This is a genomic window from Micromonospora sp. NPDC005324 (genome assembly GCF_040607155.1).
GTDB lineage: Bacteria > Actinomycetota > Actinomycetes > Mycobacteriales > Micromonosporaceae > Micromonospora > Micromonospora trifolii.
This window is the reverse complement of sequence record NZ_JBEXGE010000032.1, coordinates 75758-88596: the sequence shown is the minus strand read 5'-3', so window position 1 is coordinate 88596 and position 12839 is coordinate 75758. Positions and strand designations below refer to the sequence as shown.

Below are 12839 nucleotides of genomic sequence, written 5' to 3'. Positions count from 1 at the left end.
GGTGAGATCGACGCCGCGCTGCAGTCGCTGCCCGACATCGCCGGTGCCGCAGCGGCGGTGCAGCGCACCGCTGCGGGCAATCAGCTGCTGGTGGGCCGGGTGGCCGGCCGCCGTCGTACGTCAGCTCAGTTGACGTCGATGCGCACCGAGTCGAAGGCGGGGGTCTGGTTGGCCCGCTCCATCATCGGCAGGCGGTGCGAGCCGTCACCGGCCCAGACGGAGCACTGGGCGGTACCGGACTCCGGCAGGCCCGGAATCTGGATCGTCACCTCGTCGGGCTGGGCGCCGCCGCGACCGTCCTCGGTCGCGACGAAGAACGCGGGCACCTCCTGCGGCTCCGGCGGAGCGGTCACGCTGTCCAGCATCCGGCAGGCGGTGTGGAAGTGACCTCGGACCAGGCCCTGGTCGTTGAGGAGCGAGCTCTCCACGTAGTAGCCACCCTGGCCGGCGGCCAGGAAGCGGTCCCGGACCAGGTTGCGGGTGCTGACCCGCAGGGTGAAGGGCTGGTTCTGGCCGACCTGCTCGGGGAACTGGGTGATCAGCAGCGACGGGTTGTTGGCCGCCGCCCCGACCTCACCGAATTCGGTGCTCACGCAGCGGTCGCCCCTCTGGAAACCGTCGTGCGGCTGGAGCCGGCTCTCGTCGCAGTCGTTGGCGAGCACGCCGAGCCCGGCGCCGGGCTCGGCGCCACCGCCGTTGTTGCCGCCACCGGGCGTGGTGGTGGGCGTGGTGGTGGGCGTGGTGGTGGGCGTGGTGCCGCCACCGTTGTTGCCGCCCGTGCCGCCGGTGGGCTGCACCTGACACTCGGCGAGCTGCGCGAGGCCCTGCGGCCGGGGTCCGGCCCGGTCGATGGCGGTCGTGATCCGGTCCAGCACGGCGCGGCGCTTGCCGGCCAACGGCTGGAGGATCGCGTTGCGGATGAACGCCTCACCCTTGTTGCCCTCGGCGGCGAGTCGGCGGTCCGCCTCGGCGATCTGGGTCTGCAACTGGGCGAGGTTACGGTCCACCTCGGCCCGCGCCCGGTTCGGCACCTGCGGCAGTTTGGCCGCCACGTCCGGACAGGCGATGGCCGTGCCGGTGCCCACGGTGCCGTCCTTGCCGTCCTCGCACTCGGGGACCGACTGCTGTCCGTCACCCCAGTGATTACGCACCCACCGACCGTTCTGCCAGGTCCGGCTGGTCGAGCCGCCGCCAGTCGGCGCGGTCGCGCCCGGGCTCGGCTCCACGCACTGCCCGGAAGCCGGACGTGGCTTATTTGTCCGCCGGTCCTGGGCCGACGAAATCTGAGTCACGGCGACAACTCCGCCGAAGACCGCAAGCGTGCCGACAACTGCCAGCAGACGCTTGCTCCGCGCGTTGCCGGAAGGCCGGCGCGCCCGAGTGGACCTGCGCATCGAATTGCTCTCCTTCTCGATCCGGTAGTGGATTTCTGCCCTCGGCGGACCGACGGATGTGAGTTGGCACGCCGCGGTGGCGACCCACCGTGACCTACCCGGTAATGCGTCGATGGCCGACGATGCCCTTTCCGCACCGTCTCCCGCGCCCGGTGGACGCGGATGGGGAGATCCTGTTCATTCGCGCAGGAGTACGGGGCGGCGGCCGGGAAGGTTCAACAGACGCACAGGAAATTGCCCCGACCCGACACGGAGCCGGCGCGGAGCAGGGATCAGCAGGTGAAACGGGCGCTGGTCAGTCGGCGCAGAGGTGGTCGAAGGCGAAGCCGCCGACCAGTTCGTGGCGGCGCTGGCTCAGCGCGGCGATCTGCGCGGTCCACTCGGCGCGCGACGGCAGGTCGGCGACGGAGTCGTCCCGCAGTCGTTCCCCCACGGCGACGGCGGCGAGGTCCTCGGCCAGCCGGGCCGCGTCGATGCCGCAGGAGAACCGGTGTTCGGTCACCGAGACCTGCTCGATGAGGCACGCGTCGGGGCGGACCTGCACCCAACTCCACCCCTGTGCCGGCCCGTCCACCCAGCGGACGTGCAGCCCTCGCACGATCGGGTCGGCCACCTGCCCGGCCACGTACGCCTCGACCGCCGCCGCGCGGGTCAGCGCGCCGAGGTCGTTGACCGCCCCGGTACGCCCGTTCGGCAGCCGACCCAGGATGTCCCGGAAGCCCACCGGCGCCGGTTCGGTTCCGGTGGCGGTGGGCCCGCCCGCGGCGTAGGCGCGCGCGTCGATCACGTACTCGACCAGGCGGCGGCCGTGCTCGGCGGCGCTCAGCGTCGGCGAACCGATCCGCAGCACGGACAGGTCGACGGCCGCGCTCACCGCGTCCTTGAGTCGCTCCAACCGCTGCTCCGCCGAGCCGGCGGACGGCACCGGGCCGATCTCCACGGCGACGACCGGGTGGCCGGTGTCGGCGGCGTAGACCACGAAGTCGAAGCTGGCGCGGCTCGCCGAGGTCCACTGGCTGCCGGTGACACCCGGTGGGCGGCCCTGGACGAGGTCACTGAGCCGGCGTGCCGCCAGGACCCGGTGACCGGCGCGGCTGAGCAGCGCGTCGCGCCCCGCCTCTGCGGGCATCGCCCGCAGCCAGCCGCGGTCGTTGCTCCCGGTGCTCGTCATCTGCCTGATCCATCCGCCGGTCGGTCGAGCCGGGCCGAGTCTAGGTGGTCGATCATGGACCACCGACTTCCGGTGTGACCGGGATCACAGCAGCGCCGACGTTCCAGGGATGGCCGCCGGGTGTATCCAGCGACCGCCGGTACCGGACCGGCCCGGAGGTGACCATGTCGCGACAGCAGTTCGGCTTCCTCGCCGGGTTCCTCGCCGTGGCGGTCTGGGCGCTCGCCGGCGTCGGCGTGGCCGCCCTCGCCGTGCTCGCCGGCGTGCTCGGCTGGCTGGTCGTCCGGGTGCTCGACGGCGACCTCGCGGTGACCGGTCTCGGCGACCGCCGCGCCGACGCTCGGCGGCGGCGATGACCACCCGCCCGTCCGCGGGGACGAACCCCGGCACCGGACTGGCCGCCGGGACGACCGGTCAGGAGCGCCGCCCGGGCGACACTGCGGACGTCGCGCGGATCGTGGTGCAGGCGGCCAGCCTCGTGCCGGGCGTGTCCGTCGTCCGCCCGGCGGCGGTCCGCCTGGACGAGCGGTCCGTCGCACTCGACCTGCACCTGATCACCTGGTACGGGCACAGCGTGCCGACGATCGCCGACACGGTCCGGGCGGTGGTCACCGACCGGGTGGCCGCCCAGACCGGGCTCAGCGTGGCGGTGGTGACCGTCACCGTGGACGACCTGCTCGTCCCCGGCGTCGACTCCTCCGGCGCCGGCACCGCCACACCGGAGGACCGCTGAGATGCGCACCGCCAACCGGGTCGCCTCGTTGCTGCTGGCCACCGCCCTGCTTCTCGGCGGCGCAGCCGCGGCCGTCCAGGCGTTGCTGCTCGCCCTGCACCGACCGACGCCGCTCGACACCAGCGGCTGGCTCGACGCGCTGAACGGCACCCGCTGGCGCGACCCCACCGTCCGGGCCGTGGCCGGCGGGGCTCTCCTGCTGGGCCTGGCCATCCTCGTCGCCCAGCTGCGCCGCTGGACGCCGGTGCGCCTGCGCGCCGACGAGCGTGACGGCTGGTACCTGCACCGGCGCTGTGTGGAACGGCGCCTCGCTGACGCCGCCAGCGCGGTGCCGGGCGTCCGCCGCGCCCGGGTCCGGGTCCGACGGCGCGGCGGCCAGTGGCGCCCCCGGGTGCGCGCGACCGGCGACCCGGCGGCCCGAGCGGAGATCGAGTTCGCGGTGCACCAGGAGTTGCGCCAGCTCACCGCGCCCCGCCCCGCCCGGATCGACGTCCGGCTGCTGCCTCGTCGGCGGCCGGCGTGACCAACGCCGGGCACCGACTGCTGTGGACCATCATCGCGCTGCTGCTGGTGGCGGGCGGCGCGGCGGCGCTGACGGCCAGCCTCGGCACGTTGCCCGGCGCTGACCCGGCGGCGGTGCTGCTCAGCGCCGAGCTGGTCGACAGGTGGCGGCTGGCCGCGCCGTGGAGCACAGTGGCCGCGGCAGTCGCCGGAGCGCTGTTCGGGCTGGCCGGGCAACGCCTGCTGGCCCGGGAGCTGCGGGGCCCGGACGAGACACTGCGCGGCACCCTGAGCCACCACGGACGCCGGCCGGGCCGGACCCGGCTGGCCACCGACGTTCTCGCCGACGCGCTGGTACGCGACCTGAGCGGCAACCCCGGGGTACGCCGGGCACGGGTGGTGCTCACCGGCGCGCCACCGCACCCCGACGTGTGGATCCGGGTCGACCTCACCGCCGACGCGCCGGCCGCCGGCGTACGCGAGCACGTTCGCGCCGCGGTCCGCCGGTTCGCGGCGACGACCGACTGCCAGCCCGCGCATCTCGACGTGACCGCCCGCATCGAGCCCGGCCACCCCTGACCCCCGACGCCGACCCGACGGGCATGATCGGTGTCGGCGGTTCACGGGTGCGGGTGGTGTCCTGGTGCCGTCCCTGACCGAGGCGCCCGCGCTGCTCGCCGACCAGCTGTCCCGGCCGGTGCTGGTCGGCTGACCTGGCGGCCCAGCCGGTTCGGCGGCTCAGCCGTCGGTCCGGCGGCGGGCGGCCAGGGTGCTGGCGCCGATGGAGACCGCCAGGGTCAGCAGCACCACGGCCAGGGTCAACCAGACCGGCAGCTTGCCGACCGGCGTCTCGGCGAGGATCAGCTTCAGCCCGGCGAAGGCCAGGAGCAGCGCGAGCCCGTACCGCAGGTAGCCGAAGTGCCGCAGCAGGCCGGCGAGGCAGAAGTAGAGACTGCGCAGCCCCAGGACGGCGAACGCGGTGGCCGTCCAGACCAGGAAGGTGTTGGTGGTGATGGCGAGGATCGCCGCCACCGAGTCGATGGCGAAGACCACGTCGGTGGCCTCGATGGCGACGAGCGCCACCAGCAGCAACGTCGCCACCCGCCGGCCGGCCACCCGGGCGGTGAACCGGTCGCCGTGGTAGCGGGCGTCGGTGGGCACCAGCCGCCGGAACAGCCGGACCACGACGTTGCGTTCCGGGTCGACGTCCGGCTTTCCGCGTACGGCCAGGCGCCAGCCGGTCCAGATCAGGAACGCGCCCAGCACGAACCCGGCCCAGGCGAGCCGGTCCAACAGCTCGGCGCCGGCGAAGATGAACAGCAGCCGGAAGACGAGCGCGCCCACGACACCCCAGAACAGCACCTTGTGCTGGTAGCCCGGCGGCACCTGGAAGTAGCCGAAGAGCAGCGCGAAGACGAACACGTTGTCCACCGAGAGCGCCTTCTCCAGCAGGTAGCCGGAGAAGTACGCGATGGCCGGGTCACCGCCGAGGCCCCACCAGACGACCAGGCCGAACAGCAGACCCGCGCCGATCCAGACGGCGCTCCACAGCAGCGCCTCGCGGAGCTCGATGACGTGGTTGTCCCGGTGCAGGAGCACATCCACGGCGAGCAGCACCGTGATCACCGCGCCGACCGCCGCCCACGCCCAGAGCGGGACCGCGACCGTCGCCTCAGCCACCGACGCCCTCCGCATCGACCACGGTGCACCGCCCGTCACCAGGCCGGCCGGCCCTCTCCGAGCCTAGGTGAACGCCCCACCCGGTAACGGGCGGTCCACCAAAGTCGGGGTACGGGGCTGCGGCGCAGGTTGCGGGTCCGCCGCACATCGGTGAGGGGTGATCCGGCAGGATCGACGGTGACCGGACACATCACCCAACACGGCAGGAGATCCCCGCATGACCCAGGCAGCAGGCGCCCAGTCGGGCAAGCCCGAGGTTGGTCCGATCGAGGGTGCACCGCCGGCCGACCTCGTGATCGAGGACATCACCGTGGGCGACGGCCCGCAGGCCGAGCCGGGCCAGTTGGTCAGCGTGCACTACGTCGGCGTGTCGCACTCCACCGGCGGCGAGTTCGACTCGTCGTGGAACCGGGGCGAGGCGTTCGACTTTCCGCTCGGCGGCGGTCAGGTCATCGCCGGCTGGGACCAGGGCGTCGCCGGCATGCGCGTCGGCGGTCGCCGTCGCCTGATCATCCCGCCGCACCTGGGATACGGCGACCGGGGTGCCGGCGGCGTCATCAAGCCGGGCGAGACGCTGGTCTTCGTCGTCGACCTGCTCGGCGTTCGCTGACCGATTGTCGGGGTCGCCGGCTCACGCCGGCGGCCCCGTGCCCGGTGCGATGGTGGCGGCCCACCTCGATCGACCAGCGTCAGGCGGCCAGTTGCAGGTCCGTGGTCGCGACCACCGGGCGACGCGCGGCCTCGGTCGGCGAGGCCAGCTCGAGGATCGGCATCACGCGGTGCAGCCCACTGACGCGCAGCACCCGGGCCACCACCGGGCTCGGGTCGACCAGGACCAGCTCGCCACCGCAGGCCCGCACGCGCAGGTGCGCCGCGAGCAGCGTGCGAACGCCAGCGGCGGAGAGCAGCCGCAGCCCGGACAACTCCAGTTGAAGCACCGGGCGGGCCGGCGCGGACCACAGCGCAGACCGGAACGCGGCCACCGTGGCGATGTCGACCTCGCCGGCCACCCGCACGAGGACCATCTGGTCACCCACGCTGACCTGCACGTCCAGCCGGTCGCTGTGCTCTTCCATGCCCAGAAATCTAGCCGGCACCACCGACACTTTCGCCCCTCCAGGGAGTGATTCCGGGTACGCCCAGGGGCATACCCGGAGGTGCCCCACCTCCCTCTCGGGGTGCAGTCAGGGGCGCGGGCGGCGCGCCGCGCGGGCCCGGAACCCGGGGGTCGGCCGGCATTCGGGTGGAGAATAGGTCGATGCTGATCCCTCGGCCCCGGCCGCCCCGGCTGATCCGCCCCGTCCGCGAGCCGGCGACCAGCCCTCCGGCGCTGGCCGGGGCGTGGGCCCCCACAGACCGCCGGCTCGACGAGGCCGAGTTGCTGCCCCTCCCCGCGGGCGCCGTCGGCCCCGAGGACGTGCTGGTCGACGGCGCCGGGCGGGTGATCAGTGGCGACGAGGACGGTCGGCTCTGGTGGTGGCCGGTCGACGCGCTGGCCGGCACCCCGCCCCAGCTGCTGGCCGAGACCGGCGGCCGTCCGCTCGGCATCGAGCTGGACCCGTCCGGCGAGGCCCTGGTGGTCTGCGACGCGTACCGCGGGTTGCTGCGGGTCACGCCCGACGGCGCGGTACGCGAACTGACCGGAACGGCACCTCCGGTGCACCTGGCCAACAACGCGACGGTGGGCCGTGACGGCACCATCTACTTCACCGACAGCTCCGACCGGTTTCCGGTCTCGCACTGGAAGCGGGACCTGCTGGAGCACCGCCCCAACGGGCGGGTGCTGGCCCACCATCCGGGCAGCGGCCGCACCGAGGTGGTGACCGACGGGCTGTACTTCCCCAACGGGATCGCGCTGACCCCGGACGAGTCGGCGCTGATGCTCGTGGAGACCAGCACCCACCGCCTGCTGCGGGTCGAGCTGGGCGGCGGTGTGCGGGTCCTCGCCGACCTGCCCGCGTACCCGGACAATCTCGCCTCGGTGGGCGACGGGACGTACTGGATCGCGCTGCCCAGCCCTCGGGTGCCGATCGCCGAACGGCTGCTGCCCCATCCGCGGCTGCGCCAGATCGCCGCCCTGCTGCCCGACGCGATGCAGCCGCAGCCACGCCGCTACGGGCTGGTCGCGTTGGTCGACGACGCGGGAACGGTCCGCCGGACGCTGCACGGTCCGAGCGGGAACTACCCGATGATCACCGGGGTACGCCAGCACGGCGACCACCTCTGGCTGGGCAGCCTGACCGGTTCCGGGGTGGCCCGCGTACCCCTGGGGTGACGGGCGGCGACAGGGCCGGTCCGCCGTCGTGGCGGGCCGACCCTGTCCTGCCGTGGGTGGTGTCTCAGCGGCCGCTGACCGAGGGCGCCGGTGCGGGCGATCCGCCGGCCACCGCGCCCGGGTGCGCCGGGGCGACCGGCGCGGGCTTGAGCCCGGGCGGCACCGGCAGGGCGCTGCCCCGGGCGAACTCGTCCCAGCTCACGTTCCACGCGGTCCAGCCGTTGCCCGGCTGTAGCTCCACCTCGGTGCCCTTGACGGTGACCAGGTCACCAACCTGCGTCACCCCCATCAACCAGTCGGCCGCGGTGGCGGAGACGTTCGCGCAACCGTGCGAGACGTTGGTGTTGCCCTGGTCCCCCTCCGACCAGGGGGCGGAGTGGATGAACTCGCCGCCCCAGGTGTAGCGCTGGGCGTCGTCGACGTCGACCACGTAGCCGCCGTCCGGCTCACCCCGGGTGTCGAAGGTGACCCGCTCGTGCTTCTCCATGATCACCATCTTGCCGCTGGAACTCGGCGTGCTCGGCTTACCCAGGCTCACCGGGATCCTGCGGACCTGCTTGCCGTCGCGCAGCACTGTCATCTGCTTGGTGGCGTTGTCGATCTCCAGCGAGACCTGGCGTCCGATCTTGGAGGTCGCGGTCCGCTCGGCGTCGCCGAGGAGTTTCTTTCCGATCGGCAGACCCTCCAGACCGGCCCGGACACTGACTGTGGTCCCGGGCTTCCAGAAATCGGGAGCACGGTAATAGACCTGGCTTCCATCCTCAAGCCACGACCAGGCACCCGGTTGCGGTGGATTTGTCTTTACGAACAACCGCCGCTGCACATCCGCTCTGGCCTCTTTCGGAATTCCTGGGTCGAACGCCACAGTTACCGGCATCGCCGTGCCGTACGTCCGATTGCCGTTGAAATAGAGAGTGCTGGTGATCTGCGGTCTGGTCGATTTGGCCATCGTCGTGAACGTGGTGGTACGGGTGGTGGTGGCACCGGAGTCACCGGTCGCGGTCACCTCGGCGGTGTAGGTCCGTCGTGCTTGCAGCGGGGCGCTCGGCACCCAGCCGGAGCCGTCCTCGCGCGGCTCTGCGTTGACCTGCTTGCCCTTGTCGTCGGTGAGGCGTACACCGGTGACCCGCCCACCCTTGACCACCGTGCCCACCTCGGCGCTGACCGGGACGTCCCGGGCCTTGTCCCCTGGCGTCACAGCGAGCTCCGGTGGGGCGGCGTGCTTCTTGGCCGAGCCGGTCGCCGAACCCCGGTCGGCGGTGCACGCACCCAGGACGAGTGGTGCGGCTGCGATGGTTACCGCCAACAGCGTCAATCGCCGCCTAGACGTCATGTTCAGTCCCCCCGTTTTCGACTTCCCTCCGCCACATTCTTGCTCGCTTGACGGGACCATTCGTGGCATTCCGAAATAATCGGCAGCGCATTTGTCGACGCATTTTCCGACAATGCTCCGCTTGGCCGTAACAGGGGTTCAACCGACCCGTGTCATCCGATGTGCTCCGCTTGAGCGACGCAACGTCGACTGTCCGGATGGCGGGGCGTGCCGTCGACCCGCTTCATGATCGACTCGGCCTCAAGGAAGTCGTGGCATCCCGGTCGTCCTGACACCGCGACTTTCATGAACCCTCGGGCGGCGCGGGAGGCGGATCGCGCGGCGCGGTGGGCACGGGAAGTAGAAGGTCACGCCGAGTGGCGCACCTCGGGGGCGGACTTTTGTCAGCTGAAGCGAAACTTCCGGCGAACGCGACAAAGCTTTGCCTTCGTCCGGAGGCAAGGGTAGGGTCTCGATCTAGATAGAGGGTTGCCCATTCGTCGATCAACTTGCCGCCACCTCTGCCGGGTCGCCGCGTTCCGCCCCCCGATGGGTCCGGGCCGCACCCGCGCCGTCCCTCACCGTCCAGCCGGAGCCCGGCTCCGGCCGGTTCGGCGCGCCCGGCGGACGGCAGTCAGGTCGACCGCCGCCGACGGCGTACCAGCCGTCAGGAAGGGACCACCACCATGGATCAACAACTCAACCGACCGGGGCCGACACCGGCGTCCGAGCCGGTCAGCCGGCGTGGAGTGCTGCGCGCCGCAACCGTCTCCGCGGCCGCCGTCGGCGCCGCCGGTCTGCTCGGCGGCACTGCCGCCGCCGCGCCCGCCGCATCCACCGGGCAGGCCCAGGGCCGCCGTCGGGTGCCGGTGGACCGGATCAGCATTCAGCTCTACACGCTGCGCGATCAGCTCGCCGCCGATCTGCCCGGCACCCTGGACGCGCTGCGTCGGATCGGCTACCGGCGCGTGGAGCACGCCGGGTTCGTCGGACGCACCGCCGCACAGTTCCGGGCCGCGCTCGACGAGGCCGGGCTGCGGTCCACCTCCGGGCACGTCGGCATCCCGCAGCCGTTCGACGCCGCCACCTGGGAGCGGGCCCTCGCCGACGCCAACGTGGTGGGCTGCAAGAAGATCGTCCACCCGTACTTCGGTCGGGACGCGAGCGGTCAGCCGATCCGGGACCCCGCCGTCTACCGGGCCCTGGCCCGGGACCTGAACCGCGCCGGCCGGCTCGCCGAACGCGCGGGGCTCGACTTCGGCTACCACAACCACCAGCTCGAGTTCGTGCCGCTGACCGGCGGCTCGACCGGGTTCGACATCCTCAGCTCGCAGACCGATCCCCGGCTGGTCCACTTCGAGCTCGACCTCTACTGGACCTGGCGGGGCGCCCACGACCCGGTCGACGTGATCCGGGCCAACCGCGGTCGGATCCGCCAGGTGCACGTCAAGGACCTCGACGTCGAGGGTGGCTTCGCCGACCTCGGCGACGGCGTCATCGATTTCGGCCGCATCTTCGCCCACGAGCGTGAGGCCGGCATCGAGGAATACATCGTGGAGCGTGACGACGCGGGCACCGCGCCGCGCTCCCCCGCCGACGCCCTGGACACCGCTCGCGTCGGCTTCGACTATCTCGCTTCACTTCGGTACTGAAACCACCCCGGGGGACTCACCTGATGAACAGGACCGCATTCGCGTCCGCCCTGCTGCTGGTGACGGCCGGTCTGGCCGTACCACCGTCGGCAGCGGCCGCAGCGCCGGCCGCGCCGCCGGACAGCAGCTTCCAGAAAGTGACACTGAACGACTTCCCGGGCGAGCCGATGAGCCTCGCCGTCCTGCCCGACCTGCGGGTGTTGCACACCTCCCGCACCGGTGAGGTCCGCATCCACGACCCGCGCACCGGCCTGAACACCCTCGCCGCCGACATCCCGGTGTACGAGCACGACGAGGAGGGGTTGCAGGGGGTCGCCATCGACCCGAACTTCGCCCAGAACAAGTGGGTGTACCTCTACTACTCGCCGCCGATGGACACCCCTGTGGACGACCCGGCGACCCCGGGCGTCAACGAGGGGGACGCGCCGGAGACCGGCACCGAGGCGGACTGGCAGCGGTTCAAGGGCGCGCTGCGGCTGTCCCGGTTCAAGCTGGACGGGACGCAGCTGAACCTCGCCAGCGAGCAGCAGATCATCGACGTGCCCACCGACCGGGGCATCTGCTGCCACGTCGGCGGCCAGATCGACTTCGACAGTAAGGGCAACCTGTACCTGTCGACCGGTGACGACACCAACCCGTTCGCCTCCGACGGCTACATCCCGATCGACGAGCGGGCCGACCGCAACCCGGCGTACGACGCCCAGCGCACCGCGGCGAACACCAACGACCTGCGCGGCAAGCTGCTGCGGATCAAGGTGAAGGCCGGTGGTGGTTACACGGTGCCGTCGGGCAACCTGTTCAAGGCCGGCACGGCGCAGACCCGTCCGGAGATCTACGCGATGGGGCTGCGCAACGCGTTCCGGTTCGCCGTCGACCGGAAGACCGACGACGTGTACGTGGGCGACTACTCGCCAGACGCCTCCAACCCGAACCCGGAGCGAGGCCCGGCCGGTCACGGCCGGTGGATGCGCATCGACAAGCCGGCGAACTACGGCTGGCCGTACTGCGTGACGCCGACGATCGCCTACCGCGACTACGACTTCGCCACCGGCGAGTCCGGCGCCAAGTTCAACTGCAAGCGCCCGGTCAACGACTCACCGCACAACACCGGCAAGCGCGTGCTGCCGCCGGTCGAGCAGCCGGAGGTCTGGTACGCGGCCGCCCCCTCGGCCGAGTTCCCGCAGTTGGGCACCGGCGGCATCTCTCCGATGGGTGGCCCGGCGTACGACTACGACGGAACCAGCACGTCGCGCACCCGGTGGCCGGCCTACTACGACGGGGTGCCGCTGTTCTACGAGTGGTCCCGCGACTACATCAAGGAGTTCCGCCTCGACTCCGACGGCGACGTCACGGACATCCGTCCGGTAGCGCCGTCGCTGGTGGTGGACAACCCGATGGACATGGAGTTCGGCCCGGACGGCGCGCTCTACGTCCTGGAGTACGGCGACGGTTACTTCGCCGAGAACCCGGACGCGCAGCTGTCCCGGATCGACTTCGTCCGGGGCAACCGGACGCCGATCCCGAAGATCAGCGGCACCCCGACCGTCGGGCAGGCTCCGCTGACCGTCGCGTTCTCCAGCGCCGGCACGACCGACCCGGACGGTGACAAGCTCAGCTACGCGTGGGACTTCAACGCGGACGGCTCGGTGGACAGCACCGCTCCGAACGCGAGCTGGACGTTCCCGGAGAACGGCTCGTACACGCCGACGTTGAAGGTCACCGACCGCACCGGACGGTCCGCCTCGGCGTCCCTGCCGCTGGTGGTCGGGCCGACCGCGCCGATCGTCGAGTTCGTCGCCCCGGTGGCCGGACAGCCGTTCCAGTTCGGGCAGACGGTCGCGTACGAGGTGAAGGTCACCGACGACCTGCCGGTGGACTGCTCCCGGGTGAAGGTCACCTACGTGCTCGGGCACGATGAGCACGGGCACCCGCTCTCCACCTCGACGGGTTGCTCCGGGACCATCCCCACCTTCCTGGACGGTGGGCACAGCGGCGCGGACAACCTGACCGCGGTGTTCGTCGCGGAGTACACCGACGCGGGCGTACCCGCCCAGTCCGGCTCGGCGACGGTGGTGCTGGACCCGACCCCGGTGGCCGGTCTGGCCGGCTGATCAGTTAACC

The 12839-nt window shown here is 72.0% G+C and carries 13 protein-coding genes; 8 read left to right on the top strand and 5 right to left on the bottom strand.

What is annotated here, in order from left to right:
• Positions 1–125: 125 nt before the first annotated feature.
• Both ABZS40_RS27545 and ABZS40_RS27540 read right to left on the bottom strand, forming a co-directional pair.
• Complete coding sequence (locus ABZS40_RS27545; RefSeq protein WP_354946396.1) at positions 126–1394, bottom strand: hypothetical protein; 1269 nt, start codon at positions 1392–1394, stop codon at positions 126–128.
• A 295-nt stretch (positions 1395–1689) separates the two neighbouring features.
• Positions 1690–2565 (bottom strand): hypothetical protein, encoded by an 876-nt coding sequence (locus ABZS40_RS27540; RefSeq protein WP_354946395.1) that lies wholly within the window; start codon positions 2563–2565, stop codon positions 1690–1692.
• Between the two features lie 164 nt (positions 2566–2729).
• Here ABZS40_RS27540 and ABZS40_RS27535 point away from each other — a divergent pair, with 164 nt between their 5' ends.
• Genes ABZS40_RS27535 through ABZS40_RS27520 form a run of 4 tightly spaced genes read left to right on the top strand, consistent with a single transcriptional unit; the run spans position 2730 to position 4378 of the window.
• Complete coding sequence (locus tag ABZS40_RS27535) at positions 2730–2921, top strand: hypothetical protein (protein ID WP_354946394.1); 192 nt, start codon at positions 2730–2732, stop codon at positions 2919–2921.
• A complete protein-coding gene (locus ABZS40_RS27530; protein WP_354946393.1) occupies positions 2918–3298 on the top strand; it encodes an Asp23/Gls24 family envelope stress response protein in 381 nt (126 codons plus the stop codon). Before ABZS40_RS27535 ends, ABZS40_RS27530 begins: the two co-directional genes overlap by 4 nt.
• A gap of 1 nt (position 3299) precedes the next feature.
• Entirely contained in the window at positions 3300–3821 is a 522-nt protein-coding gene (locus tag ABZS40_RS27525) for a DUF6286 domain-containing protein (RefSeq protein ID WP_354946392.1), read from the top strand.
• On the top strand, positions 3818–4378 hold the full coding sequence (locus tag ABZS40_RS27520) for a hypothetical protein (RefSeq protein ID WP_354946391.1): 561 nt from the start codon (positions 3818–3820) through the stop codon (positions 4376–4378). Before ABZS40_RS27525 ends, ABZS40_RS27520 begins: the two co-directional genes overlap by 4 nt.
• Before the next feature lie 159 nt (positions 4379–4537).
• Here the strand turns inward: ABZS40_RS27520 and ABZS40_RS27515 are convergent, their stop codons facing one another.
• Positions 4538–5479 (bottom strand): TerC/Alx family metal homeostasis membrane protein, encoded by a 942-nt coding sequence (locus ABZS40_RS27515; protein ID WP_354946390.1) that lies wholly within the window; start codon positions 5477–5479, stop codon positions 4538–4540.
• A 217-nt stretch (positions 5480–5696) separates the two neighbouring features.
• Here ABZS40_RS27515 and ABZS40_RS27510 point away from each other — a divergent pair, with 217 nt between their 5' ends.
• Complete coding sequence (locus tag ABZS40_RS27510) at positions 5697–6089, top strand: FKBP-type peptidyl-prolyl cis-trans isomerase (protein WP_354946389.1); 393 nt, start codon at positions 5697–5699, stop codon at positions 6087–6089.
• A gap of 79 nt (positions 6090–6168) precedes the next feature.
• Here ABZS40_RS27510 and ABZS40_RS27505 read toward each other — a convergent pair whose 3' ends face one another.
• Complete coding sequence (locus ABZS40_RS27505; RefSeq protein ID WP_354946388.1) at positions 6169–6555, bottom strand: STAS domain-containing protein; 387 nt, start codon at positions 6553–6555, stop codon at positions 6169–6171.
• Between the two features lie 182 nt (positions 6556–6737).
• On the opposite strand from ABZS40_RS27505, the gene ABZS40_RS27500 reads away from it, so the two are divergent.
• Positions 6738–7754 carry an SMP-30/gluconolactonase/LRE family protein gene (locus ABZS40_RS27500; protein WP_354946387.1) on the top strand — a complete coding sequence of 339 codons (1017 nt, stop codon included), beginning with the start codon at positions 6738–6740 and terminating at the stop codon, positions 7752–7754.
• A 64-nt stretch (positions 7755–7818) separates the two neighbouring features.
• On the opposite strand, the gene ABZS40_RS27495 is transcribed toward ABZS40_RS27500, so the two are convergent.
• Complete coding sequence (locus ABZS40_RS27495; RefSeq protein ID WP_354946386.1) at positions 7819–9087, bottom strand: Ig-like domain-containing protein; 1269 nt, start codon at positions 9085–9087, stop codon at positions 7819–7821.
• A 665-nt stretch (positions 9088–9752) separates the two neighbouring features.
• Here ABZS40_RS27495 and ABZS40_RS27490 point away from each other — a divergent pair.
• On the top strand, positions 9753–10718 hold the full coding sequence (locus ABZS40_RS27490) for a sugar phosphate isomerase/epimerase (protein ID WP_354946385.1): 966 nt from the start codon (positions 9753–9755) through the stop codon (positions 10716–10718).
• 23 nt (positions 10719–10741) lie between these two features.
• On the top strand, positions 10742–12829 hold the full coding sequence (locus ABZS40_RS27485; protein WP_354946384.1) for a PQQ-dependent sugar dehydrogenase: 2088 nt from the start codon (positions 10742–10744) through the stop codon (positions 12827–12829).
• The last annotated feature ends 10 nt before the right edge of the window (positions 12830–12839 follow it).

Bases quoted from the DNA above. Each gene is read 5' to 3' on its own strand.
- ABZS40_RS27485 (WP_354946384.1), top strand. From the start codon at position 10,742: ATGAACAGGACCGCATTCGCGTCCGCCCTGCTGCTGGTGACGGCCGGT.
- ABZS40_RS27535 (WP_354946394.1), top strand. From the start codon at position 2,730: ATGTCGCGACAGCAGTTCGGCTTCCTCGCCGGGTTCCTCGCCGTGGCG.
- ABZS40_RS27525 (WP_354946392.1), top strand. From the start codon at position 3,300: ATGCGCACCGCCAACCGGGTCGCCTCGTTGCTGCTGGCCACCGCCCTG.
- ABZS40_RS27505 (WP_354946388.1), bottom strand. From the start codon at position 6,555: ATGGAAGAGCACAGCGACCGGCTGGACGTGCAGGTCAGCGTGGGTGAC.
- ABZS40_RS27540 (WP_354946395.1), bottom strand. From the start codon at position 2,565: ATGACGAGCACCGGGAGCAACGACCGCGGCTGGCTGCGGGCGATGCCC.
- ABZS40_RS27530 (WP_354946393.1), top strand. From the start codon at position 2,918: ATGACCACCCGCCCGTCCGCGGGGACGAACCCCGGCACCGGACTGGCC.
- ABZS40_RS27495 (WP_354946386.1), bottom strand. From the start codon at position 9,087: ATGACGTCTAGGCGGCGATTGACGCTGTTGGCGGTAACCATCGCAGCC.
- ABZS40_RS27500 (WP_354946387.1), top strand. From the start codon at position 6,738: ATGCTGATCCCTCGGCCCCGGCCGCCCCGGCTGATCCGCCCCGTCCGC.
- ABZS40_RS27490 (WP_354946385.1), top strand. From the start codon at position 9,753: ATGGATCAACAACTCAACCGACCGGGGCCGACACCGGCGTCCGAGCCG.
- ABZS40_RS27545 (WP_354946396.1), bottom strand. From the start codon at position 1,394: ATGCGCAGGTCCACTCGGGCGCGCCGGCCTTCCGGCAACGCGCGGAGC.
- ABZS40_RS27510 (WP_354946389.1), top strand. From the start codon at position 5,697: ATGACCCAGGCAGCAGGCGCCCAGTCGGGCAAGCCCGAGGTTGGTCCG.